The organism is Rhodospirillaceae bacterium (genome assembly GCA_028819475.1).
Taxonomy (GTDB): Bacteria; Pseudomonadota; Alphaproteobacteria; order Bin65; family Bin65; genus Bin65.
Window position 1 is genome coordinate 85,191 of the sequence record JAPPLJ010000041.1, and the last position, 22,507, is coordinate 107,697.

Annotated in this window: 22 protein-coding genes; 11 read left to right on the plus strand and 11 right to left on the minus strand. The window is 67.3% G+C overall.

Translation table 11 applies throughout. The features are described from left to right. Positions 1-6: 6 nt before the first annotated feature. Genes OXM58_13005 through OXM58_13015 form a run of 3 tightly spaced genes read left to right on the plus strand, consistent with a single transcriptional unit; the run spans position 7 to position 2,361 of the window. The gene (locus OXM58_13005; protein MDE0149282.1) at positions 7-786 is read left to right on the plus strand and encodes an ABC transporter ATP-binding protein; all 780 of its coding nucleotides are present in this window, start codon (positions 7-9) and stop codon (positions 784-786) included. Further along, on the plus strand, positions 783-1,541 hold the full coding sequence (locus OXM58_13010) for an ABC transporter permease (protein MDE0149283.1): 759 nt from the start codon (positions 783-785) through the stop codon (positions 1,539-1,541). The genes OXM58_13005 and OXM58_13010 overlap by 4 nt, the downstream gene beginning before the upstream one ends. Before the next feature lies 1 nt (position 1,542). Beyond that, positions 1,543-2,361, plus strand: coding sequence for an ABC transporter permease (locus tag OXM58_13015; GenBank protein MDE0149284.1), 819 nt, complete (start codon positions 1,543-1,545; stop codon positions 2,359-2,361). Between the two features lie 178 nt (positions 2,362-2,539). Here the strand turns inward: OXM58_13015 and OXM58_13020 are convergent, their stop codons facing one another. The 3 genes from OXM58_13020 to OXM58_13030 are packed head-to-tail and all read right to left on the minus strand — an operon-like array spanning position 2,540 to position 5,486. Continuing rightward, on the minus strand, positions 2,540-3,490 hold the full coding sequence (locus OXM58_13020) for a hypothetical protein (protein ID MDE0149285.1): 951 nt from the start codon (positions 3,488-3,490) through the stop codon (positions 2,540-2,542). A gap of 17 nt (positions 3,491-3,507) precedes the next feature. Next, the gene (locus OXM58_13025; protein ID MDE0149286.1) at positions 3,508-4,662 is read right to left on the minus strand and encodes an NADH:flavin oxidoreductase/NADH oxidase; all 1,155 of its coding nucleotides are present in this window, start codon (positions 4,660-4,662) and stop codon (positions 3,508-3,510) included. 59 nt (positions 4,663-4,721) lie between these two features. After that, positions 4,722-5,486 (minus strand): ABC transporter ATP-binding protein, encoded by a 765-nt coding sequence (locus OXM58_13030; protein ID MDE0149287.1) that lies wholly within the window; start codon positions 5,484-5,486, stop codon positions 4,722-4,724. 314 nt (positions 5,487-5,800) lie between these two features. Here OXM58_13030 and OXM58_13035 point away from each other — a divergent pair, with 314 nt between their 5' ends. The 4 genes from OXM58_13035 to OXM58_13050 all read left to right on the plus strand — a co-directional run bounded on the left by OXM58_13035 (position 5,801) and on the right by OXM58_13050 (position 9,357). Next, positions 5,801-7,219, plus strand: a complete 1,419-nt coding sequence (locus tag OXM58_13035; protein ID MDE0149288.1) for an amidohydrolase family protein — start codon at positions 5,801-5,803, stop codon at positions 7,217-7,219. Positions 7,220-7,272: 53 nt separating this feature from the next. After that, positions 7,273-7,701, plus strand: coding sequence for a VOC family protein (locus OXM58_13040; GenBank protein MDE0149289.1), 429 nt, complete (start codon positions 7,273-7,275; stop codon positions 7,699-7,701). A gap of 105 nt (positions 7,702-7,806) precedes the next feature. Then, a complete protein-coding gene (locus OXM58_13045; GenBank protein MDE0149290.1) occupies positions 7,807-8,571 on the plus strand; it encodes an alpha/beta hydrolase in 765 nt (254 codons plus the stop codon). Positions 8,572-8,577: 6 nt separating this feature from the next. Then, on the plus strand, positions 8,578-9,357 hold the full coding sequence (locus tag OXM58_13050; protein MDE0149291.1) for an enoyl-CoA hydratase/isomerase family protein: 780 nt from the start codon (positions 8,578-8,580) through the stop codon (positions 9,355-9,357). A gap of 4 nt (positions 9,358-9,361) precedes the next feature. Here OXM58_13050 and OXM58_13055 read toward each other — a convergent pair whose 3' ends face one another. The 4 genes from OXM58_13055 to OXM58_13070 all read right to left on the minus strand — a co-directional run bounded on the left by OXM58_13055 (position 9,362) and on the right by OXM58_13070 (position 13,759). Next, complete coding sequence (locus OXM58_13055) at positions 9,362-10,165, minus strand: ABC transporter ATP-binding protein (GenBank protein MDE0149292.1); 804 nt, start codon at positions 10,163-10,165, stop codon at positions 9,362-9,364. Positions 10,166-10,184: 19 nt separating this feature from the next. Next, a complete protein-coding gene (gene livM / locus OXM58_13060) occupies positions 10,185-11,471 on the minus strand; it encodes a high-affinity branched-chain amino acid ABC transporter permease LivM (protein MDE0149293.1) in 1,287 nt (428 codons plus the stop codon). An 18-nt stretch (positions 11,472-11,489) separates the two neighbouring features. Then, entirely contained in the window at positions 11,490-12,407 is a 918-nt protein-coding gene (locus tag OXM58_13065; protein MDE0149294.1) for a branched-chain amino acid ABC transporter permease, read from the minus strand. Between the two features lie 161 nt (positions 12,408-12,568). Next, complete coding sequence (locus OXM58_13070) at positions 12,569-13,759, minus strand: branched-chain amino acid ABC transporter substrate-binding protein (protein MDE0149295.1); 1,191 nt, start codon at positions 13,757-13,759, stop codon at positions 12,569-12,571. Between the two features lie 452 nt (positions 13,760-14,211). Between OXM58_13070 and OXM58_13075 the strand changes: the two genes are divergently transcribed. The 3 genes from OXM58_13075 to OXM58_13085 are packed head-to-tail and all read left to right on the plus strand — an operon-like array spanning position 14,212 to position 18,325. Further along, positions 14,212-15,093, plus strand: a complete 882-nt coding sequence (locus tag OXM58_13075; protein ID MDE0149296.1) for a TauD/TfdA family dioxygenase — start codon at positions 14,212-14,214, stop codon at positions 15,091-15,093. 24 nt (positions 15,094-15,117) lie between these two features. Further along, positions 15,118-16,215 carry a mandelate racemase/muconate lactonizing enzyme family protein gene (locus OXM58_13080; GenBank protein ID MDE0149297.1) on the plus strand — a complete coding sequence of 366 codons (1,098 nt, stop codon included), beginning with the start codon at positions 15,118-15,120 and terminating at the stop codon, positions 16,213-16,215. A gap of 13 nt (positions 16,216-16,228) precedes the next feature. Further along, positions 16,229-18,325, plus strand: a complete 2,097-nt coding sequence (locus tag OXM58_13085; GenBank protein ID MDE0149298.1) for an acetate--CoA ligase family protein — start codon at positions 16,229-16,231, stop codon at positions 18,323-18,325. Between the two features lie 52 nt (positions 18,326-18,377). Here OXM58_13085 and OXM58_13090 read toward each other — a convergent pair whose 3' ends face one another. Continuing rightward, entirely contained in the window at positions 18,378-18,776 is a 399-nt protein-coding gene (locus OXM58_13090; GenBank protein ID MDE0149299.1) for a cobalamin biosynthesis protein, read from the minus strand. Continuing rightward, on the minus strand, positions 18,773-19,969 hold the full coding sequence (gene cbiE, locus OXM58_13095) for a precorrin-6y C5,15-methyltransferase (decarboxylating) subunit CbiE (protein MDE0149300.1): 1,197 nt from the start codon (positions 19,967-19,969) through the stop codon (positions 18,773-18,775). The genes OXM58_13090 and cbiE overlap by 4 nt, the downstream gene beginning before the upstream one ends. A gap of 71 nt (positions 19,970-20,040) precedes the next feature. Between cbiE and OXM58_13100 the strand changes: the two genes are divergently transcribed. Continuing rightward, positions 20,041-20,808, plus strand: coding sequence for a cobalt-precorrin-6A reductase (locus tag OXM58_13100; protein ID MDE0149301.1), 768 nt, complete (start codon positions 20,041-20,043; stop codon positions 20,806-20,808). On the opposite strand, the gene cobJ is transcribed toward OXM58_13100, so the two are convergent. Continuing rightward, positions 20,769-21,530, minus strand: coding sequence for a precorrin-3B C(17)-methyltransferase (gene cobJ / locus OXM58_13105; GenBank protein ID MDE0149302.1), 762 nt, complete (start codon positions 21,528-21,530; stop codon positions 20,769-20,771). The two genes, OXM58_13100 and cobJ, sit on opposite strands and share 40 nt — an antisense overlap. Next, the gene (locus OXM58_13110; protein MDE0149303.1) at positions 21,527-22,258 is read right to left on the minus strand and encodes a precorrin-2 C(20)-methyltransferase; all 732 of its coding nucleotides are present in this window, start codon (positions 22,256-22,258) and stop codon (positions 21,527-21,529) included. Before OXM58_13110 ends, cobJ begins: the two co-directional genes overlap by 4 nt. Between the last annotated feature and the right edge of the window lie 249 nt (positions 22,259-22,507).

Below are 22,507 nucleotides of genomic sequence, written 5' to 3' on the forward strand. Positions count from 1 at the left end.
GTGCGTATGCACGCGGCGGAGTTCATCGGGGTAAAGAAGCAATTCGGCGGGCGGGGACAGGATCCCAGCCCGCCGGCCCTCGAGAATTTCGAAGTCACGATTCGCGAGCGGGAGTTTTTCTGCCTGCTCGGCCCGAGTGGCTGTGGCAAGACCACGGCGCTCACGCTGCTGGCGGGCTTCGAAATGCCGACCTCGGGGCAGGCGCTGCACCGCGGCCAGCCGGTGCGCGGCCCGAGCGCCGACCGCGGCGTCGTCTTCCAGGGCGACGATTCCCTGATGCCCTGGCTGACCGCGCGGGACAACGTCCTGCTCGGGCCGAGGATACAGGGCCTGGAAAAAGCCGAGCAGGGCGAAATCGCCGAACGCCTGCTCAAGCTGGTCGGCCTCGACGGCCACGGCCACAAATACCCGCGCGAACTGTCCGGCGGCATGAAGCAGCGCATCCAGATCGCGCGGGTGCTGGCGACCGAGCCGGACATGCTGCTGATGGACGAGCCGTTCGCCGCCCTGGATGCCCAGACCCGGGGCCAGATGCAGGACGAGCTGACCCGCATCTGGAGCTCGAGCCGGCGCACCGTGCTCTTCATCACCCATGACGTGGTCGAGGCGCTGATCCTGGGCGACCGGGTCGGCGTCATGCACGCCGGGCCGCGCTCGTCGATCCGGGAGATCTTCCCGATCGACCTGCCGCGCCCGCGCGACCGCACCGATCCGGAGTTGCTGAAGATCTACCGGAGAATTCAGGAGATCCTTGCCGAAGAAGTCCAGAGGAGCCGCGCGGAATGAAGCGGATCCTGCTGTATCGGGTGCTGCCCTATACGTTGACGGTCGTACTGCTGCTGAGCCTCTGGGAGATGGGCTCGCGGATGATCAATCCGCTGTTCTTTCCGCCCCTCGAGACCGTCGGCGAGTCATTTGTAAAAATGGCGACGGGCGATCTCTGGGCCCAGGTCCTGGTCAGTCTGCTGCGCATCTGGACCGGCTTTCTGCTCGGCAGTATGCTCGGCGTGCTGGTCGGCATCCTGATGGGCGGCCTGCCGCTGGCGCGGGGCATGCTCTACAGCGTCGTCGAGTTCTTCCGCTTCATCCCGCCGATCGCGATGATCGTGCTCGCCGTCTCGTGGTTCGGCACCGGCGACGTCGCCACCATCTTCCTGATCGTCTTCGCGACGGTGTTCATCGTAACGATCAACACCGAAGACGGCGTCTATCACGTCACCCGCAACCGGGTCCGGGCCGCCGAAAGCCTCGGTGCGAATACGGGTCAGGTCTTTCGCCTGGTCATCTTTCCCTCGACGCTGCCCCATGCGCTCACCGGTATGCGGGTCGCCATGGGTAACGCCTTCTCGACCATCATTGCCGCCGAGATGATCGCGGCCGATTTCGGCCTCGGCTTCATGCTCCAGCAGGCGCGAGTCTTCCTCCAGACCGGCGATATCTTCGTCGGGCTGGTCGCGCTCGGCCTGCTTGGCTTTGCGACCGACCGCGTCTTCCGCATCCTGATCGACCGCTGCGGCGGCGAATACGCCAGGGTCGGCTGACATGGCCGTCACCCGCGCCTTCGACCTGCTTCTGGCGCCAAGCTGGCAGGCCAGCGAAATGGAGCGGCCGGGCGCCGTCGTCCTTCCGGTCACCGGCGCCGCCATCCTGATCGCGATCTGGGGCTTGGCGTCGCTGCGCTACGACGTGACCATCCTGCCGTCGCCCGGCCAGGCGCTGGAGGAGGGAATCGATCTGCTGGCCGGCGGCGAACTGGTCTTTCACGCGCTGGCAAGCTTGCAGCGGCTGTTGATCGGGTTCCTGATCGGCAGCGCGATCGCGATCCCGATCGGTTTTGCCATGGGCCTGTCGCCGTTTTTCCGGCGCATGATGGAGCCGATCACCGAGTTTTTCCGCTACATCCCGGCCATCGCCATGGTGGTCTTTGCGCTCATCTGGTTCGGCATCGGCGAAGCCTCGAAGGTCTTCCTGATCTTCTACAACACCTTCTTTTCCGTCGCGCTGGCGACCGAAGCCGGCGTCAAGCACATCTCCCAGGTGCGGATCAACGCCGTGCGCAGCCTCGGCGCGAACCGCTGGCAGGTATTGCAGTTCGTTGTCGTGCCCTCGGTGGTGCCCTACGCCATTCAGGGCATGCGCATGGGCATGGGCCGCGCCTTCGCGACCATCATTTCGGCCGAGATCCTCGCCGCCAACTCGGGCCTCGGATTCCTGATTTTCTCGTCGCGCGAATTCTCCAGGATGGACACGGTGATCGTGGCGATCGCCGTGCTCGGCGTCCTCGGCATCGTGATCGACCGCCTGTTCCGCCGCATGACCCGAGTGGTCGGCGGCAATTATCTGCCGAGCGAGATGGCCTGAGCACGGTCACGCCGGGGGTATGGCCAAATACGTCGCCGCTGCTCACCGAATCGGTCTATACCTTTGTTCTTGTTTATTATTTCGTTAATACAGTAAAAGCAGAAATAACTGTAATTTTTCAGAGATACCAATTGCCGCCCAATTGTGGCGCGATCCGACCCGGGAAGCAGTGCCGGAATTATTTGTCCGGAATCGGCCTGTCCCCGCCGTCCGCAAAACGCCGGGCCAGGGGTTTCAGCATGGCCGGTGCCATGTAAATCGGGAATTGCGCCACCGCGAGGAACAGCAGGGTTTCCGCATTGACGGCCGACGGCACGGCGCCCAGCAGGATCGCCATGTTGCGCAGGCCGCTGGACAGCCCCACGGTCAGCGCAAACCGGCGTCCGAGAAACAGGAAGGCGAGGCCTCCCGTTACGAAGAGAAGGGCCGTCAATCCGATGACGAAGGCCAGTATCCGGAGCACATGTCCAGGATCGTCCGCGAACCGGGCGGCGAGGCCATCGACAATCCCGAGCGCGAACAGAATCAACGCGGCCAGCAACCCGGCCTCGAACCCGGGCGCGAAGCGGCGCCGGCCGTCGGCGCCCAGGACGCGCCGGAACAACAGCGCCGCCAGAAACGCGCTGCCGACGAAGGCGGCCAGGCGCAGCAGCATCTCGCCGACCCCCACGTTGAGATCGAGGCCAAGCAACACCAGGACGACGAAAGGCATCACGAAGGGCGCCGCCGCCGTCATCGACAACAGCACGCCGAGGCTGAGCGGTGCATCGAGCCCGACGAACCGTGCGAGGGCCGGCGAGCCCATGAGCGGCGGCGATGCGGTCCACAGAACCGCCGCTGCCAGCAGGGCGCCGTCGAGCGACAGGCCCGTCCCGAGGAGCCAGGCAAGTCCGGGCGAAATCAGCAGCAGCCAGAATCCGACACCGATAACGAGGCCCGGCCGTTTGACGAACCGGACCGTGCCGGCCCAGTCGTCCTGCACCATGGACAGGAACAGCAGCAGCCAGACGAAAACACCGAGATAGGGACTGAACAGCGGCGGCAGGCTTGGAAAGATCAGCCCCACGAAGATGCAGAAAAACAACAGCGTTGTTGCGTGCCGGGCGACGGCCTCCAGTATCTTCGACATGCCCGGCCTGCGATCGCCTACCGGCTCTGTTCGTCCGGGCCAAGCCCGACGGTCCGGGCCCGGTAGTCAAGCCACCAGCCGTAAGGCTTCGGCCAGAACCGGAAATCCGGATCCGCCCCGAGTTCGCGGGCTGCGTGAAGCGCCCAATAGGGATCGAGCAGCGCCTCGCGGCCGATCGCGACGAGGTCGCACTGCCCGCGCTGGAGAATGTCCTCGGCCTGCCGGGCTTCGGTGATCAGGCCGACGCCCATCGTGCAGAGTCCGGTACGCCGGCGAATTTGCTCTGCCAGGCCGACCTGGAAGCCCGCCACCCGCCGCCCGCGGATGGCGAATCCCTGGGCTCCGATGCCGCCGGACGAGCAGTCGATGACATCGATGCCGAGCTTCTGCAGTTCGCCGACAAAGACGACGACCTCGTCCATCGTCCAGCTGGGATCCCCTTCGTCACTGGCCGAGAGGCGCAGGAAGACCGGCTTTTCCTGCGGCCACACGAGGCGCACCCGCTCCGCCACCTGCAAGGGAAACCGCATGCGGCCCTCGAGCGTGCCGCCCCAGGCGTCGTTGCGCCGGTTCGAGACAGCGGACAGGAACTGGTGCAGCAGGTAGCCGTGGGCGGCGTGGATTTCGACGATGTCGAACCCGGCCTCCTGCGCCCGCTGCGCGGCCTCGCCCCAAGCGTCGACGAGGGCGGCAATTTCACCGGCGTCCAGCGCGCGGGGCGGCCTGGCCGCGTCGGACAAGGGAACGGCGCTCGGCGCCACGGTCTCCCAGGGCGGCTCGCCGGCGTCGGCGTCGCTGCCGTCGAGCGGCGCGCCGCCGTCCCAGGGACGCCGCGAACTCGCCTTGCGCCCGGCATGGGCAAGCTGGATGCCGGGGACCACTCCCCTATCTTTCAGGTAACTTGCGATGCGCCGCAGCGCTTCCGCGTGATCGTCCGACCAGACGCCGAGGTCGCCATGCGTGATGCGGCCGCGGGCCTCGACAGCCGTGGCTTCCGTAAAGACCAGCCCGGCGCCGGCGAACCCGCCCAAGTGCTGAAAATGCCAGTCGTTGGCCAGGCCGCCGCCGGCCGAATACTGGCACATGGGCGATATGACGACGCGGTTGGGAAACTCGACCTCGCGGAGCTTCAGGGGAGAAAACAACAGGGACGGCGCGGCGCGTTCTGGCACGTCAGGACCTCCGGAACGGCGCCCTCGCCGGCTCGGCTATCATGCCGGTCGGGTGCGCCTCAGGCCTCGCCCAGATAGGCCTTGCGGATCTTCTCGCTCCTCAGGATGTTCTCCGCCGTGTCGCTGATGACGATCTGGCCGTTCTGAAGAACATATCCCCGGTCGGCCACGGACAGCGCCATGGTGGCGTTCTGCTCGACGATGAACATGGTCGTGCCGGCAGCCCCGATCCCGGCGATGACGTCGTAGACCTTCTCGACCAGGGCCGGCGCCAGGCCCATGGACGGCTCGTCCATGAGGATCATCTTCGGGCGCGCCATGAGCGCGCGGGCGACGGCGACCATCTGCTGCTCGCCGCCGGAAAGCGTGCCGCCGGTCTGCCCCAGCCGTTCCCGGATGGCCGGAAACAGCTCCAGCACCCGGTCCATGTCTTCCTGGGCCCTGTTGTTCTTCTCGCGGCGGTGGACATAGGCGCCCATGAGCAGGTTTTCGCGCACCGTCATGGTCGGGAACAGGCGCCTGGCCTCGGGCACCGGCGCCAGGCCCATGGCGATCACCTCGCCCGTGGACAGGCCGTCGATGCGCCTGCCGCCGAACCAGACGGAACCGGAAACGGGTTTCACCAGGCCGAGAATGGTCTTCATGGTGGTCGTCTTGCCCGACGCATTGCCGCCCAGCAGCGACACCACCTCGCCCGGATAGACCTCCAGATTGACTTCCTTGAGAATTCTGATCGACCCGTAATAGGTGACCACGTCCTCGAGCTTCAGCAGCGGCTCTGCGGCCTCGATTTCCACCTCCGCGGCGGTCGCGCTTTGCTGCATGGGTCCTCCCTCCGGGGGCCGCCTCGCTTTCCGGGACCATAATGTCCCGCCCCGTACCGGCACAAGTACGGGATCATCCCGGAGCGCGTCGGGGAACCGGCCCGAGGGCGCCGTTGACACGAATTTCTGTAACCGGGGATACTTGATCATTTCTGAGCAGGCGCGGCGGCCCCGAATTATAATGGTCGGCGGGCTGTCGGGGCGATATTCCCTGAGACCCGCCGTTCGCCCGCGCCGGTTTGGCTAACTGGGCGTCGGAACCGGTTCTGGAGAACCGGTATCGGCGCCCCGTCTGTCCGGACAGGTAACCCGGTATGCGAACTGTAATCCGGAACGGGACGGTCATCGCCTGGACAGGCGAAAGGCATCGCGCAGTCGAAAACGGCGCGGTCGCTTTCGAAGACGACCGGATCGTCTCCGCCGGTCCGGACGACGGGGCGGCAGCCGACCGCGAAATTGATGCGACCGGGCGCCTGGTGATCCCCGGACTGGTCAACAGCCACCTGCACGTCACCGACACGCCCTACACCAAGGGCTACCTGGAGGAGATCGGCAGTTCGTCGGCCGACGGAACGCCCACGAATTTTTTCGCGCTCTACAAGGCCCTGCCCAGCGTGCGCGCGGCGACGGATGCCGAAGCCCAGGTCGCGGCCGCCGAGTGCGCGTTCGCGGAACTCGCCCTCACCGGTTCGACGACCGTCGTCGAACTCGGATACGATTTCGAGATCGGCGGCGACGGAGACATCTCGATTACGGAGCGCGTGGCGGACGGTGCGGGCCGGTCCGGCCTACGCTGCTACTCCGGTCCCCGCTATCGCAGCCGCTACTACGGCGACGACGACAAGGGGGGCGTCTTCTACAGGGAATACGGGGCAAGGGCGCAGAAGCGGTTCGAGGACTGCGTCGCGTTCTGCCGCACATGGAACGGCCGATACGACGACCGCCTCCGCACCATGCTCGCACCGGGCCAGATCGATACCTGCGAGGCACAGCTCCTCAAAGAGACCCGGCGCTACGCCGACGAACTCGGAGTCCCGATCCAGCTCCATGCCGGACAGTCCCCCAACGAATTTGCCCGCGTCCGGGAAACCGAGAACAGGACGACGGTCGAGCTGATGATGGATACCGGCCTGCTGGGGCCGGACCTCATCGTCGGGCACGGCCAGATCATGAGCGGCGACGGCGACGTCATGAGCATGGGCGCGCACGAAACCGCCGCCCTGCGCGACTCGCAAACGACGATCTGCCATCTGCCCTGGGTCAAGGCCCGGCGCGGCGGCGTCATCGATTCGATCCACAAATACCGGGAACTGGGCATCCGCCAGTGCCTCGGGACGGACACCTATCCGTTCGACATGTTCAACGACATGCGGATTGCGTCGGTGGTCTGCAAGATCGTCGAGAAGACGGCCGAGGTTGCGGCGTCGGAGGACGTTTTCCACATGGCGACCGTGGGCGGCGCGGACGCGCTGGGCCGGCCCGACCTCGGCCGCCTCGCGCCCGGCTGCAAGGCCGATATCGTCCTGGTCCGCACCGACACGCCGAAAGCCACGCCGGTCTACGATCCGTTCAAGTTCCTCGTCCTGGCCGCCACGGGGGGCGATGTCGATCGCGTCATCGTCGACGGGCGGACGATCGTCCGGGACGGCGAGGTTCTGACGATCGACGTTCCCGCCGCCGTCCGGCGGGTCAACGAAGCGAGCGAACGCGTCCGGGCCGCGCTCGATTTCTAGCGTGCGATACGTTAATTCCCGTCCAAATCGCAATCGATGTGGAGGAACCGACCTTGCCCCTGGAAAACCTCAACCATTTTCTCGTGGCCGCCAAAGACCTTGAGGCAACCCGGACATTCTATGTCGACGTCCTGGGCCTCGAAGAGGGCTTCCGGCCGCCCTTCGATTTTCGCGGCCACTGGATCTATCTGGGCGGCCGCGCGGTGGTCCATCTGGCCGACCACCGGGACTATCTCGACAAGGTCGACCATATCCGCGACGGTTCCGGGGACAGCGCCACGGGCCCGATCGATCATATCGCCTTCGAGGCGACCGGCCTGCGGGCTATGGTCGAGACGCTGGAAAAACACGGCGTCCCAGCGCGCCACCGCAAGGTGCCGGACGTCGGCCTGCACCAGGTCTTCGTCCACGACCCGAACGGAGTCCTGATCGAACTGAACTACCCGGCGGACGAAGGGGCCGATGTGGAGCTATCCGGCTAGGGTGCAACTGCGCTATTCGGAAGCGTAACCCGCATTTCTGAAGTAGATTGCGCATTCTGCCGGTGACGCCCGCTTCCCGGCCGGGCGCGAACGAGGGAGGGAAACATGGTACTCGGACATCGCATTCACGGTAACGGCCCCGAGAAGGCGTTCCTGTACAACGACTGGCTGGCCAGCGCGGAGAGCTGGGACCCGACGCTTCCCTATCTGGATACGGAGCGCTTCACCTACATCCTGACGGACCTGCGGGGCTACGGCGAATCCCTGGACCAGACCGGCGAATACAACGAGGTGGAGGGGGCAGCCGATACCCTCGCGCTGGCCGATCACCTGGGCTTGGAGAAATTCCACCTCGTCGGGTTCTCCATGACCGGCATGGTGGTCGAGCGCCTCGCCATCGACGCGCCGGAGCGCATCAAGAGCGTGGTCGCCATCGGCCCGGTATCGGCGGCCGGCATCAAGATGAGCGACGAGGAGCGCCAGTTCTTCGTCGACGTCATCACGAACGACGACAAGGCGCGGGAACTCGCCGACCGCATCACCGGCGGGCAGCTCTCCCGCCAATGGCAGGACGTCAAGCTGCGCCTGGCCCGCGAGACCCGCACGCCCGAGGCGGCGCGGGGCTATCTCGACATGTGGACCCTGCACGATTTCTCCGACGAAGCGGGGGCCCACGACGTGCCCTTCCTGGTCATCGGCTGCCGCTACGACCAGCCGAATTTCCTGGAAGACGACATGCGCAACACCTTCCTCAAGTGGCACAAGAATATCGAGCTGGTGATGATGGACTGCGGCCACTGCCCGATGCAGGAGATGCCGATCCGGCTGCAGACCCTGATGGAAGACTTTATGAACAAGCACGCCGGCTGAGGCGCCATGGTTCGCCCCTGTGCCCGGGTCGTCGGTGAAGACATCGGCGCCGTCAGGGTCCTTACGCTCGACAACGAGGCCAAGCGCAACGCCTTCTCGGGCTCGATGGCCGACGACCTGTTGCGGCTGTTCCGGGAGGCCGACGCGACCGCCGCGGTCCGTTGCGTCGTCGTCACCGGGGCCGGCCGCAAGGCATTCTCGAGCGGCCACGACCTGACGGAGGTTCTTGGTGCAAGCGAGGCCGCCGTCGGCGCGGACGCCAACCGCGCCTTCGTCCATCCCGCGAACATGGCCAAGCCGGTGATCGCCGCCGTCAACGGCGCGGCCTATGCCGGCGGCTTCATTCTGGCGCTCTCCTGCGATCTCCGGGTGGCGAGCCGGAACGCCGCGTTCTGCGTCCCCGGCGCCCGCATCGGGCTGCTGCCGATCGGCGGCCAGTTGAGCCGGCTGCTCCATGTCATGCCCCATGCCCGGGCGCTGGAGATGGCCCTGACCGCGCAGCCCATGACGGCTGGGGAGGCGCATGGCCTCGGCTTCGTCAACCGGCTGGTGCCGGAGGGCGAGGCGCTGCCGGCCGCGCTGGCCCTCGCCGCGGACATCGCGGCAAATTCGCCCGCCGTAGCGCGGGCGATCAAGAGAGGGGTCGACGTTTCGCTCCGGAAGGGCGTCGCAGCGGGCGAAGCCTGGGAATGGGAAACCGGCCCTGCCCTCGCCGGCCATGCCGATGCCGAAGAGGGCGTCCGCGCCTTTCTTGAAAAACGCCGGCCCCGGTTCGAGGACAGCTGACGGCCTAGTGCCTCGCAGCCCTTTTTCCGAGATAAGCCTCGATTACGGCCGGGTGGGTGGAGACCTCGCGGAAGGAGCCCTCGGCGATCTTGGTGCCGTGGTCGAACGCGAAGACCCGGTGCGCCACGCCTTCCACCAGCGCCATGTCATGCTCGATGAGGAGCACCGTGTGGCCCTTCTCGTGGATGCGCTGGATATCCTCGATGACGCCCCTTGTCTCGGTCGGGTTCATGCCGGCAACCGGCTCATCCAGCAGGATCAGCCGCGGCCGCGAGGCGACGCAGCGGGCGATCTCCAGGCGCCGGCGGTTGGCGTAGGAAAGCGACGACGCCGGCTCGTTGCACATGCTGATGAGGCGCGCGCCGAACAGGGAAAGCGTCTCCAGCGCCGCTTCCTCGGCGCCCCTGTCCTGCCGGCGCAGCCATTTGGGTTTCAGGAGCGCCGGGAGGAACCCCGCGTTGACGTGGGAACTCATGGCGACCAGCACGTTTTCCAGCACCGTCAGGTTGGGGAACAGGCGCAGCGTCTGGAAAGTCCGGGCCAGGCCCTGCGCGTTGATCTTGTGGGTCGGCAGATCGAGAAGATTGCGGCGCTCGCCGCCGAACAGGATCTGTCCCGAGGTGGCGTCGTAGAGGTGCATGACGAGGTTGAAGAAGGTCGTCTTGCCGGACCCGTTGGGCCCGATGATGGCGGTGATCTCGCCTTCGCGGACCTCCAGGCTGAGGTCGTTGACCGCCAGCACGCCGCCGAAATTCTTGGTCAGCGCCTGGCTGGCGAGGATGGTCGCGCCGGTGTCGTCTGCAGCCATGGCGTTTCTCGCCGCCGCTTCAGGCCTTCACTTCGTCCGGCAGGCCCGCGGCTTCGGCGTCGTCGCGTCCGGACTCGGCGATGAGGGTATTGATCTTCTCGGCCTGCAGTTCCCGGCGCCGACGCGAGTTGGGGAACAGGCCCTGGGGCCGGTAGATCATGATCAGCACCAGGGCGCCGCCGAACAGCAGCATGCGCAGGTCCTCGAACTCGCGCAGGCGTTCGGGGATCAGGGTGAGCGCGACGGCGCCGACCACGACGCCGGCGATGTTGCCCATGCCGCCGATGATGACCATGGCGAGGATCATGATCGACGTCAGCAGGACGAAGTTGTCCGGATGCACGAACCCGATCATGTGGGCGAAGACGGCGCCGCCGATGCCGCCGAAAAAGGCGCCGGTGGAAAAGGCGATGATCTTGAGCCGGGTGACGTTGACGCCGAAGCACCTGGCCGCCACCTCGTCCTCGCGGATGGCCTCCCACTGCCGTCCGAGATTGGAATCGCGCAGCCGGATGCTGACGAAGATGGTCAGCGCCACGATGATCAGGGCCAGGAAGTAGAAGTTCATCTGGAACGGCAGCTCCAGCTCGCCGATCGTGATCGGCGTGACGAAATCCCACCCGAGGATCGAGGGCGGCGGAATATTGATGACCCCGTCCGTCCCGTGGGTCAGGAAGGTGAAATTGCGGTGCAGGAGGTTCATGATCAGCCCGTAGCCGAGCGTCACCAGCGCAAGATAGTGGTCGCTCACCCGGAGCGCGGGCCAGGCGACCAGGAATCCGAAAAAGGCGGCCGTGAGCCCGCCCAGCGGCAGCCCGATCCAGAAGCTCACGTCGAAGATCACCGCGAGCTGCGAACTCATATAGGCGCCGGCGGCGAAGTAGACGGCGAACCCCACATCCAGGAGCCCGCAGAACCCGAGCGTGATGTTGAGTCCCAGGGCCATGATGGCGAAGATGGCGGCGAGCGCGCCCAGGTGGATGAGATACGGGTTGTCGAGAAAGAAGAAGGGGAAAGCGACGAGAAGCCCGACCAGGACCAGCTGGGAGAAGCGTTTGTCTTTCGTGATGCGTTCCCCGGCCCACCGGTTGAGCCCGGGCAGGCGGCCCCAGCCGATCGCGCCGGCGACGATGAGCAGCAGGAAGCCGGTCACGAGGATGGTGTCCTCCAGCGCCAGCCCGACCATGAAAGCGGCGAACAACGCCGCCTGGCAGCCGCCCAGGGCCAGCCGGTCCCTGACCTTTTCGGCCAGGGACCGGGTGTCCTCGCGCGCCACCTGGGTTTCTATGAAATCGACTTCGGGCACGTCGCCGGCTCCTCTGCCTCAACCCGCTTTCTTTTCCGGCGTCCGCAGGAGGCCCGAGGGGCGGAACACCAGGACCACGATCAGGAGCAGGAACACGAACACGTCCTTGTAGCGCGAGCCTTCCGGGATCAGCGCGACCACAAGGACTTCGACCGCGGCGACGATGTAGCCGCCGTACATGGCGCCGTAGATGTTGCCGAGGCCGCCGACGACCGCGGCGGTAAAGCCCTTGATCGCCATCACCCAGCCCATGTCGAAGCGGATGGAAAGATAGTAGAGGCCGTTCATGACCCCGGCTACGCCGCCCAGCGCGGAGCCCAGGAAAAAAGTATTGCGGATGACGATATCGACATTGATTCCCATCATCCGGGCTGCATCGAGATCCTCCGACGTCGCGCGCATGGCGCGGCCGACCCAGGTCTTGGAGACCAGCAGGTAAATTCCGTAAACGAGGGCGACGGAAGCGATGATCAGCCCGAGCTGCGTGTAGTCCAGGACCACCTCGCCGAGCTTGATGCTGTCGTATTTGAAGGGCGAATAGAAGGCGTGGGGATTGGCCCCTTCGGGGAAGAACTCCTTGACCGCCTCGCGGACCACGATGCCCACGGCGAGCGACGTCACCAGCATGATCAGTACCGGCATGCCACGCACGGGGCGGTAGGCGAAGCGCTCCATGAGCGCGCCGATGACGGCGCAAACCGCCATGGACACGACGAACATCAGGAAGATGATCAACAGCCCGCTCTGGAGACCCAGGTCCTCGGCCAGCCAAGCGACGACAAGTCCGGTGAACCCGCCCAGCATGAAGACCTCGCCGTGAGCGAAGTTGATCAGCCGCAGGACGCCGAAGAACAGCGTGAAGCCGACCGCCACCAGGGTGTACATCCCCCCGATGGTGAGGCCGTTAATCAGCTGCTGGATCCAGATTTCGAACACGGGCCGGGGTTATGCTTTCGCGAGTCGGCGGGCGCCCGGGCCGGACCCGGCCGCCGCCGATGTGATCCGGGCGCCGGGAGAGGGCGCCATACCCTCCCCCGGCGGCCGGCCGGACAGTCTGTGCTGCTGGAAAGCCCGGTGCCGGTTTCCCGGCAGACGGGTCAATCCGCGATCTTCTGGAACTTCGTGGCCGCCCGGTCCGTCCGGTAGAGCAGCTTCCACTTGGCGTTCTCGACCCGGAAGATGCCGATATGCAGGATATCGAGCATGCCGTGCTTGTCGAAGCCGAAGTCCCCGATGCTGGTCTTGTACTGGCCCTGGTTCAGCTCCGCCAGAAGCGCCTTGCGGGTGACCTTGCCGGCCTTGGCGAGGCGCGCGACGGCCTGGACGTAGACCTGCCCGGCCGCGTGGGCCATCGGCCCGAAGGACTCGTACGGGTCCTGGAACTTGGCTGCCGCGTAGGCCTTCTCGAAGGCCGTGCCGCGCCCTTCCGGATAATGGTCCAGCGGCAGACCCCAGAAGCTGGCGAGCGTCCCCTCGGACGCCTTGCCGGCGACCTTGATATAGGTGTTGGAGAACACGCCGCCGGAGCTCATCATCGGCACGTTGAGGCCGAGCTTCAGCATCTGCTGGCGGAACAGCGCCGCCTCCACCATGTGGCCGGCATAGAAGACGGCGTCCGGATTCATGCCCTTCAGCTTGGTGATGAGCGGCGTGAAGTCCTTCTCGCCCAGCTGCACGCTCTCGCGGCCGATGATGCGGCCCTTGCCGTGCAGCTTAACGGCTGCGTTGGTGAACTCGTTGACCTGGGTCACGGAGAACGCCGTGTTGTCGTCGATCGTGAAGATGCGTTTCAGCTTGGCGTAGTTGGTGGCGTAGGTCGCCAGCATCTTCATGTTGATCAGGTCGTAGGGCGAATTCCGGAAGATCACCATGCTCTTGTGGAACGGCCGCGTCGAGCGGTGGTCGTTGGACCCGCCGAGTATCGTGGGCAGGCCGTAGCGGTTGTAGATGGCGTGAGTCGCCAGCGCCAGGCCGCTGCTCCAGCAGCAGAAAGCGCCGATGACCCTGGAATCTGCCCCCGCCTTGGTCGCCAGGCTCGCCGCCTGGGCGCTGTCGCCGGCATTGTCGCCGCGCACGACCTCAAGCTTGACCTTGCCCATGACGCCGGAGGCGTTGCCCTGGTCGATGGCCAGCTTGAACGAGTTGAACATGCCCTCGCCGAAAGACGACCAGGGCCCGCTCAGCGGCAGGTTGACGTAGAGTTTGTAGGTTTGTGCCTTGGCTTGACCGCCGAGGAGCAGGCCCATCGCCAGCACGGTCGAAATGGCCCATACAGTCCGTTTCAACATGGTTAATCCCTCCCTCTTTTCAGGTTCCCGGCGCTTCGCTCGGAGCGCAAGCGTAACATCTTGTACCTGCACATACAGGAAAAGTCCGCGGAATTCGGCGAAACGGGGCGCCCGATGATTTCTCGCCAGGAAAATATATTGTATACAACTAACCGAAAACCGGTCAAGCCGGAGCGGTGCCGGAGACACCGGCATGGAGAGTAGCGGCCGAGCCTCGGGCGCCGGGGCCGCTTTCGGTCCCGTACGCCGGAAGCGGTTGGTCTCCCGGGTCCGACGCTCGGCACGCCGGAGACCCGGAAAGTTGACTCTGACCCCTGACCGCCGCCCGATATATGGTAGCTTCGAGTGCCCGTTCAGTCGGAACCGAATCCGGATTTGGAACAATCCTGCGAGCGCATGCCGGTCGGGCGGCATCGACTGACCCGGGAAAAACCGTTCAGGGAGATCATGTCATGGCGGCCGTCGCCGAAGCGAAAACCTACCGGCACATCTCCGTCAGGCCGATCAACCCGGTGATCGGCGCCGAGATAACGGGCGTCGATCTCGGCCGGGAACCGGACGCTGCGGTTGCGGCCGAGATCCGGAGCGCCATCTTCGACCATCTCGTGGTGTTCTTCCCGGGCCAGGATATCACGCCGGACCAGCAGGCCGCCTTCGCACGCCAGTTCGGCGATGTGCCGAAGGTCCCGGATTCCATGTTCAGGGTTCACGCCGACAATCCCTGCGTCTCGGTGCTGGAAAACGACGCAGAGCGGCCGCCGACCGTCAACAACTGGCACTCCGACTATTCCTTCGCCGCCGAACCGGATTTCCTGTCCATCCTGCACGCCCGGTCCATCCCGGATGTCGGCGGCGACACCATCTGGGTGAACATGTACGCCGCCTACGAGGCCCTGACCGAACCCATGAAGGCGCATCTGGACGGCCGGATGGCGACCCACGACTTCATGAAGCTCTATGAGCGGCCGTTCAAACGGCATCTCTGGGAGGGCGAGCGGTTCGAATACATGGAGGCGGCGAGGCAGGAGCATCCGCCGGTGCGCCATCCGGTTGTCCGGACTATCCCCGAGACCGGGCGCCGCGCGCTGTTCGTCAACGAATCCTTCACCCGCAACATCGAGGGCCTGGACGAACGCGAAAGCGCCAGCCTGCTCGACTATCTGTTCGAGCACATCCGCACGCCGGAATACCAGATCCGGTATCGATGGGAACCCGGGACCCTGGTCGTCTGGGACAACCGGGTCACGGTCCATTACGCGGTCGCCGACTATCACCCGCGGCACCGGCTGATGCACCGGGTGACGGTGCTCAATCACGAGGTGCCGCAAGCATGAAGATCGCCCAATGAAGATCGCTCCATGAAGATTATCGCGGCAGAGACGATCCTGGTTTCCGTTCCCTTCGAGGCCGGCGGCATACCGCCGTGGAGCTTCGGCGGCGACCCGAAGTGCGCCTTCGACACGCTTTTCGTGCGCCTGGAGACGGACACCGGCCTGGTCGGCTGGGGCGAGGCCTTCTCGCGCAACGAGGACACGGCCCTGAAGAGCCTGATCGATACCCGCGTGCTGCCGCTGGTCTTGGGCCGCGAGGCGGCGGAGATCGCCCGGATCAAGTTCGATCTGGAGTTCGAGCTGCAGAATTTCGGCCGCGTCGGGCCCATCGTCTACGGCATCTCGGCCGTGGATACGGCGCTCTGGGACATTCGCGGCAAGGCCTGCGGCGAGCCGCTGGTCAACCTCCTGGGCGGGCCGTTTGCCGGCGAGCTGGAGGTCTATGCCAGCCTCCTGCGTTACGGCAACGTGGCCGACGTCGTGCGCATCACCCGTCAGGCCGTCGAGCGGGGCTACCGGTATATCAAGCTGCACGAGATAACGATGCCGGAGATCGCAGCGGCCTGCGAAGCGGCCGGCGACGACGCCGTGGTCATGCTCGACACCAACTGCCCGTGGTCGGTCGAGGAGGCGCTCCGCCACGACGCCGAACTGGCGCCGCTCGGCCTCTATTGGCTGGAAGAGCCGGTATGGCCGCCGGAGAACTACCGCGGCCTGGCCCGGGTGCGGGCGACCGGCCGCCACCGCATCGCGGCCGGCGAGAACGCCGGCAGCCTGTACGACTTCGTGGCCATGGCCGACGCCGGTGCGATCGACATCGCCCAGCCCGACGTGGCCAAGACCGGCGGCGTGACGGAACTGGTGAAGATCGCCGCATTCTGCGACGCCGCCAGCATCGAATACGTCCCCCACTGCGCGCTGTTCGGCCCCGGCCAGGTGGCGACCCTGCATCTCAACGCCGCCCACCGCTCGACGCCCATGCTGGAACGGCTCTATTGCGATTTCGAAGCCGAACTCTACGGCGGCGCGACCCTGCCCGTAGACGGGCGGCTGAAGGTGCCGCGGGGGCCCGGACTCGGCCTCGAGCCGGACCCCGACGTCATCGAGCGCTACCGGGTCGCATAGGGTTTCGCGCCGGATGACCGTCCTGCTCGAACACCGGGCCAAGGAACTGCTGCACCGCTACGGTATTCCGGCGACAGATGCCCGCCTGGCGCGGACCGCCGAAGAGGCTGCGGCCCTGGCCCGCGCGGCCGGCGGCCCCGTCGCCATCAAGATCGCGGCGTCCGGCATCGTCCACAAGGCCGCGGCCGGCGGGGTTCGACTCAACGTCGAAGCAACGGATGCCGAAGCGGTGTTCGGAGACCTCACCGCGGCGGCCTGTGCCGAAACGGTCGAGGGAGTCGTTGTCGAGCCGATGGCCGCGCCCGGTCACGAGGCCGTCGTCGGCGCTGTCCGGGACCCGGTGTTCGGTCCCGTGGTCATGTGCGGCGTCGGCGGGACGGGCGTCGAGGAAGCGGCGAACGTGGCGTTCCGGCTGGCGCCGCTCGGCGATGCGGATCTCCGCTATCTGGCGCAGGCGGCGGCCTACCCCGGGGGCGCCGACGCGCTGATGGCAATCCTGTCGGCCGTCGGCGGATCGGAGGGCCTGCTTTTCAGGGAGAACATCGCCGAGCTGGACATCAATCCGGTCATCCTTTCCGAAACCGGGGCCATCGCCGTCGACGCCTACATTGCGTTGTCCGACGAAGACGCCGCCGAACCGTCGGCGTTCGGCTACCTCGATCCAGCGGCGCGCAAGACCCTGCAACGGGAGGTTCACGACGCCCTGCGCCCGGTCTTTTACCCTGAAGGCATCGTCATCGTCGGGGCGTCGGCGACGCCGGGCAAGCTGGGCTTCCGGATCGTCCAGAACCTGGTCGACTTCGGCTACGCGGGGAAACTCTATCCCGTCCATCCGGCGGCGGAGACCATCTATGGCGTCAAGGCCTATCCCGGCATCGACGCCCTGCCCGAACCGGTCGACCGCGCGATTGTCGCGATCGGCGCCAGGGGCGTTCCGGAGGCGCTTCGCCGGTGCGCCACAAAGGGCGTCAGGGTTGCGCAGATTCTGACGGCGGGTTTCGCCGAATGGGACGACGAAGGCGCGAAACTCGAGGCCGCCATCGGGGATGTGGCCGCGTCCACGGGCATGCGCATTGTTGGACCCAACACCATCGGCGCGTATTGTGGGGCGGCGAAGATCACCATGAGCACGCCGCGCCACGCGCCGGAAAGCGCGGGCGGGATCACCTTCATCTCCCAGAGCGGCACCTATGCCTGGGACATGATCCACCGCGCGAAAGTTCTGGGCCTGCCGCTGGGCAAATCCCTGTCCTGCGGCAACTGCGCGGACGTGACGCCGACCGACTATCTGCTCTACGCCGCCGAGGACCCGGACACCGACATCCTCGCCATGTATCTGGAGACGGACCTCGACACCGGGCGCTTCTTCCGCCTCGCCCGCGAGATCGGGAAACCGCTGGTGCTCTTCAAGGGCGGCCGCTCGGCCGCCGGGATGCGCGCCGCGACCAGCCACACGGGCGCGCTCGCTGCCGACGGCAACCTCTGGCTGGCGGCGGCCCGCCAGGCCGGCGCGGTCGTGGTCGACAGCATGGAAGAGCTTCTGGACGTCCTGCTGGCCCACGCCGCTTTCGGCACCCTCGGCGGCCGGCGGCTGGCGCTGTTCGGGTCCGGCGGCGGCGTCAGCGTCGTCTCGGCCGATGTCGCCGATGCCAACGGCATGACCTTCGCCGCGTTCGGCGACGAGACGCGGCAACGCCTCGGGAAATTCGGCGTCCCGGGGACCAGCGTCGACAACCCCGTCGATATCCCCGTGTGGGGCCTGAAGAGCGACGGCATCTTCATCTTCCACGAGATCGTCGAACTGCTGGCCGCCGACGCGGCCGTGGATTCGATCATCGCCTATGTGGAGATGAACTCCATTTTCGAGTTTTCCGACGCCGTGGCGGAGGGAGAAGCCGAAATGGAAGCCATCGTCCGGTCGCTGCTGCGCGCGGACACGGCCGGCATCGCGCTTTCGGCCGTCCTGCGCACCGCGGGCGACAGGGTCCAGGACGATATCCTGCGGAATGCCCGGCCGCGCCTGCTCAAGAACGGTATCGCCGTCTATCCGACCACGGCCCGCGCCATCCGGGCCCACGCCCGCATCGCGGCGTTATCGGCAGGCCAGTAGCCGGACCGGCGCCGGACGCCGCGCCGTTCCCGCAATCGGCCTGAAGTCCGGATCATCCAGCGGAGGATTGCGCGCCGTCTCCGCGTGCGACCGCACAGGTCACGCCGTCGCGCGCGATCCGGGGCAGCAGCAGGCGCGCATTGCGCCCGGCGGCGGCGAGCGCCGCGGCTTCCGAAACAGCTGCCAGACCGGTTGCTTCCTCGGCCGCCTGCGAGAGGGTGGCGCACAAGGGCTGGACGGCATCGAGTTCCGAACGGTGGACCAGCTTTACCGGCAGACCCAGCTCCTCAGCCGCCCGAACGATGCCGGGCTCGTCCGCCTTGAATGCCGGTACGGCCAGCGCGTCGACCGTCCCAAGCGCCAGCCCGGTCTGCGCCAGCGCCTCTTCGACCGCAGCGCCGACCCGCGCCGCCGGGCTGTTTCGCCGGCATCCGATTCCGACGGCGATCACGGCTTCACCGCCCGCAGCTGGGTGACGGTCATCGCCGGACGAAAGCCCTGAAGGCCGCCGATCCGGTCGAGCCGCTCGACCGACAACCGGGTCAGCGCAGCGTCATTCTCCTTTACGAAAGCGCCGAGAACCTGGTCGCTGTCCAGCGTAACGCTGTTGGCCACCAGCCGGCCGCCGCGGGGCAGCGCGCGCCAAGCCGCCTCAAGCACGCTCGCGTCGGAGAGGCCGCCGCCGACGAAGATCGCATCCGGTGCCGGCAGGCCGCTGAGCGCGCCCGGCGCCGCGCCGACGACGATTTCAAGACGCGGCACGCCGAGCGCCGCGGCATTTTTCCGGGCGAGCGCCGCCCGGTCCGCGCGCCGCTCGATTCCGACGGCGCGGTTTGCCGGATGGGCCAGCAGCCATTCGATGGCGACCGAGCCCGAGCCTGTCCCGATGTCCCAGAGCAGTTCGCCGACCCGGGGCGCGAGACTCGACAACGTGACCGCGCGGATTTCGCGCTTGGTCAGCATGCCGTCGGTCTCGAACAGGGAGTCGGCGAGGCTCGCGCCGGCCGGAACGATCCGCGCGTCCGGCGCCGCCTCGACGGCGATCGCCATCAGGTTGAGCCGCGCGACGTCAGTCAGGTCGAAGGCGTCGGCGCGGCATTCCCGGACCCTTTCGTCAGGCCCGCCCAGCGCCTCCAGCACAGTCATGCGGCTGGCGCCGAAACCGCGCCCGGTCAGCAATCGCGCGACGGCCTGCGGCGTCGTATTGTCGGCGGACAGGACGAAAACCCGCCGGCCCGGTTGCAGGTGCGGCAGCAGCGTCTCCGGCGGCGGGCCGCACAGCGAGACGATTTCGGCATCCTGCACCGCCCAGCCCAGCCGGCCCGCTGCGAGGGCGACGGACGACGGCGCCGGAAAAACCGCCATTTCGTCCGCGGCTATGCACTCTGCCAGCACCGAGCCGATGCCGTAGTGGAACGGATCGCCCGACGCCAGGACCGCAACCGGGCTGCCTTTCAGTGCTTCGATCTCCGGGATGGCGTCGCGAATCGGACTCGGCCACGGCGCCGCCCGTCCGCGGATCAGGCTTTCGACCAGGCGCAGATGACGCCGGCCGCCGTAAACGACCGAGGCTTCGGCGACCGCCTCCCGGGCCGCCGGGCCCAATCCCTCGACACCGTCCTCGCCGACTCCGATAATCGACAGCCATCGCCGGGCCGCAGCGGTTCCGGCGCCGGGGGTATCGGCGGGCGCGGGAGACCTGGACGGTGTCACGGCTGACCATCCTTCTGCTCGGCGGCACCGCCGAGGCAAGCGCCCTGGCGCAGCGCATTGCGGATGACAGCCGGTTCGACGGCACCCTCTCGCTCGCCGGCGTCACCCGGTCGCCCAAAGCGTCGCCGCTCCAAACGCGCACAGGCGGCTTCGGCGGCGCAGACGGGCTCGCCCGCTACCTTCGCGATCGGAACATCGGTGCGCTGATCGACGCCACCCATCCCTTTGCCGCCGCGATGTCGGCCAACGCCGCGGCCGCCGCGGCGGCGGCGTCCGTGCCCGCCATCGCCCTGCTCCGGCCGGCCTGGCGGGAACAGACGGGCGACCGCTGGATCCGGGTGCCGGACATGGCGTCCGCCGCCGCCGCGCTGGGACCGGCCCCGCGAACCGTGTTCCTCACGGTCGGCCGCAAGGACCTGGCACCGTTCCGGCGCGCGCCGCAGCACCGCTACGTCGTCCGCAGCGTCGATCCGCCGCCGCCGGACGACCTGCCGGTCAATGCCACGTTCATCTCGGCACGCGGCCCGTTCGCGCTGGAAGACGAAGAGCGTTTGCTGCGCGAACACGGCATCGAGACCCTCGTCACCAAGAATTCCGGCGGCACGGCGACCGCCGCCAAGCTGGCCGCAGCGCGCGGGCTGGGCCTGCCCGTCGTCATGATCGAACGCCCGCCGGCAGCCGGGCCGGCCGTCCCGACGGTCGACGAGGCCTGGGAATGGCTGGTCGCGCGTCATCGCGAAGGCGGCGCCCCGGCCCGGCGCGGCGTGTAGACCCAGGCGCCCTCCCCGGCCCGCGGAACGCTCCGCGTCGCGCTCGATCCGACGATCACCAGGGTGCGCATGTCGGCTATTTCCGGCGCCGCCTCGGCGAGTGTCGTGACGACGATTTCCTCGTCCGGGCGGCTGACCGCCGTCGCGAAAATCACCAGCGTATCGGGCGCGCGCACTTCGCGCAGCAGGTCCAGCACGTTGCCGAGCTGCCAGGGCCGCGCCTTCGAGACCGGGTTGTAGAAGGCCATCACGAAATCCGCCGCGGCGGCGGCGCGAACCCGGTGCAGGATCGTCTCCCAGGGTTTCAGATTGTCGGACAGCGAGATCGCGCAGAAGTCGTGGCCGAGCGGCGCGCCGGCCCGGGCCGCCGCCGCGGTCATCGCCGTGACGCCGGGCACGACCGATATTTCGCAGTCGGCGCCGCCCTGCAACTCGACCGCCTCAAACAGGGTCGCCGCCATGGCGAAGACGCCGGCGTCGCCCGACGAGACGATGGCGACCGTCTCCCCCTCGGCTGCAAGCCGCAGCGCCGTGCGGGCGCGGTCCAGTTCCTCGCGATTGTCCGAGGCGTGGACGATCTGGCCGTCGCGCACCGGGATGCGCGCCAGATATGGCCCGTAGCCGACCAGATGGCGCGCCTGCCCAAGCGCGTCGCCCGCAGCCGGCGTGCGATGGCAGGCGTCGCCCGGCCCCAGCCCGACCACATAAACATGCCCGCTCACGAGGTCGCCCGCCCGGTCGGCACCAGCACCAGCGAGAAATAGGGCGCGTCGTCGGTCGGCATGTCGGAGAGCCGGACGATGCGTTCGTCGGGCGTCGACCCGTTTTCTACATAGATCGCGCGCTCGCTCAGCCCGGCCCGGTCCAGCGCCCGCCGGACTTTCCCGAAATGCCGGCCGACCTTCATGACGACCGCCGCGTCAGCCGACTTCAGGCGCGCGGCAAGCGTATCCTCGTCCAGGGTGCCGGCGAGCACCGAAAGGCAATCGTCGCCGCGTGTCATCGGCAGGCCGGCCCGGCTCCAGCAGGCGGCCATCGCAGTCACGCCGGGCACGATCTCGGTCTCGTACCGCGCCGCCAGCCGGTCGTGCACATACATAAAGGAACCGTAAAACAGCGGGTCGCCCTCGCACAGCAGCGCAACATCGCGTCCATCGTCCAGCGCCGCGGAGATCCGTTCCGCCGCTTCGTCGTAGAACGCCGCCATCGCGTCCCTGTAGGCTGCCGAGCGCTTCGGAATTTCGGTCGTGTAGGGGTAGGTGAAGCGCAGTTCCTTGGCATCCGGGGCAAGATAGCCGTCGGCGATACGCCGGGCATGGCCCGTCTTGCCGGACTTCGCGAACCAGGCGACGACCTGCGCGCCGCGCAGCAGGCGGGCCGCCTTGATCGTCAGCAATTCCGGATCGCCGGGCCCGACCCCGAGGCCGAGCAGTTTTCCCGCACCGTCCATCGCCAGGTCGTTCAATCCGGCCCGCACAGTCCCGCGGGACCGCGCTGCGAAAAATTTAGAGCGGGATCCGACCGTGAAAGCAGGGCATCCCCCCTCCCCTTGGGGGAGGGGGTCAGGGGGAGGGGTCCGCGGACCCTGGCGCAGTGCTGGGATCGGACGGCGGCGCAGCGGCAGACGAGGGGGGGGGGGGGCCCGCCCCCCCCCCCCCGCGGGGGGGGGGGGGGGGGGGGGGGGGGGGGGGGGGGGGGG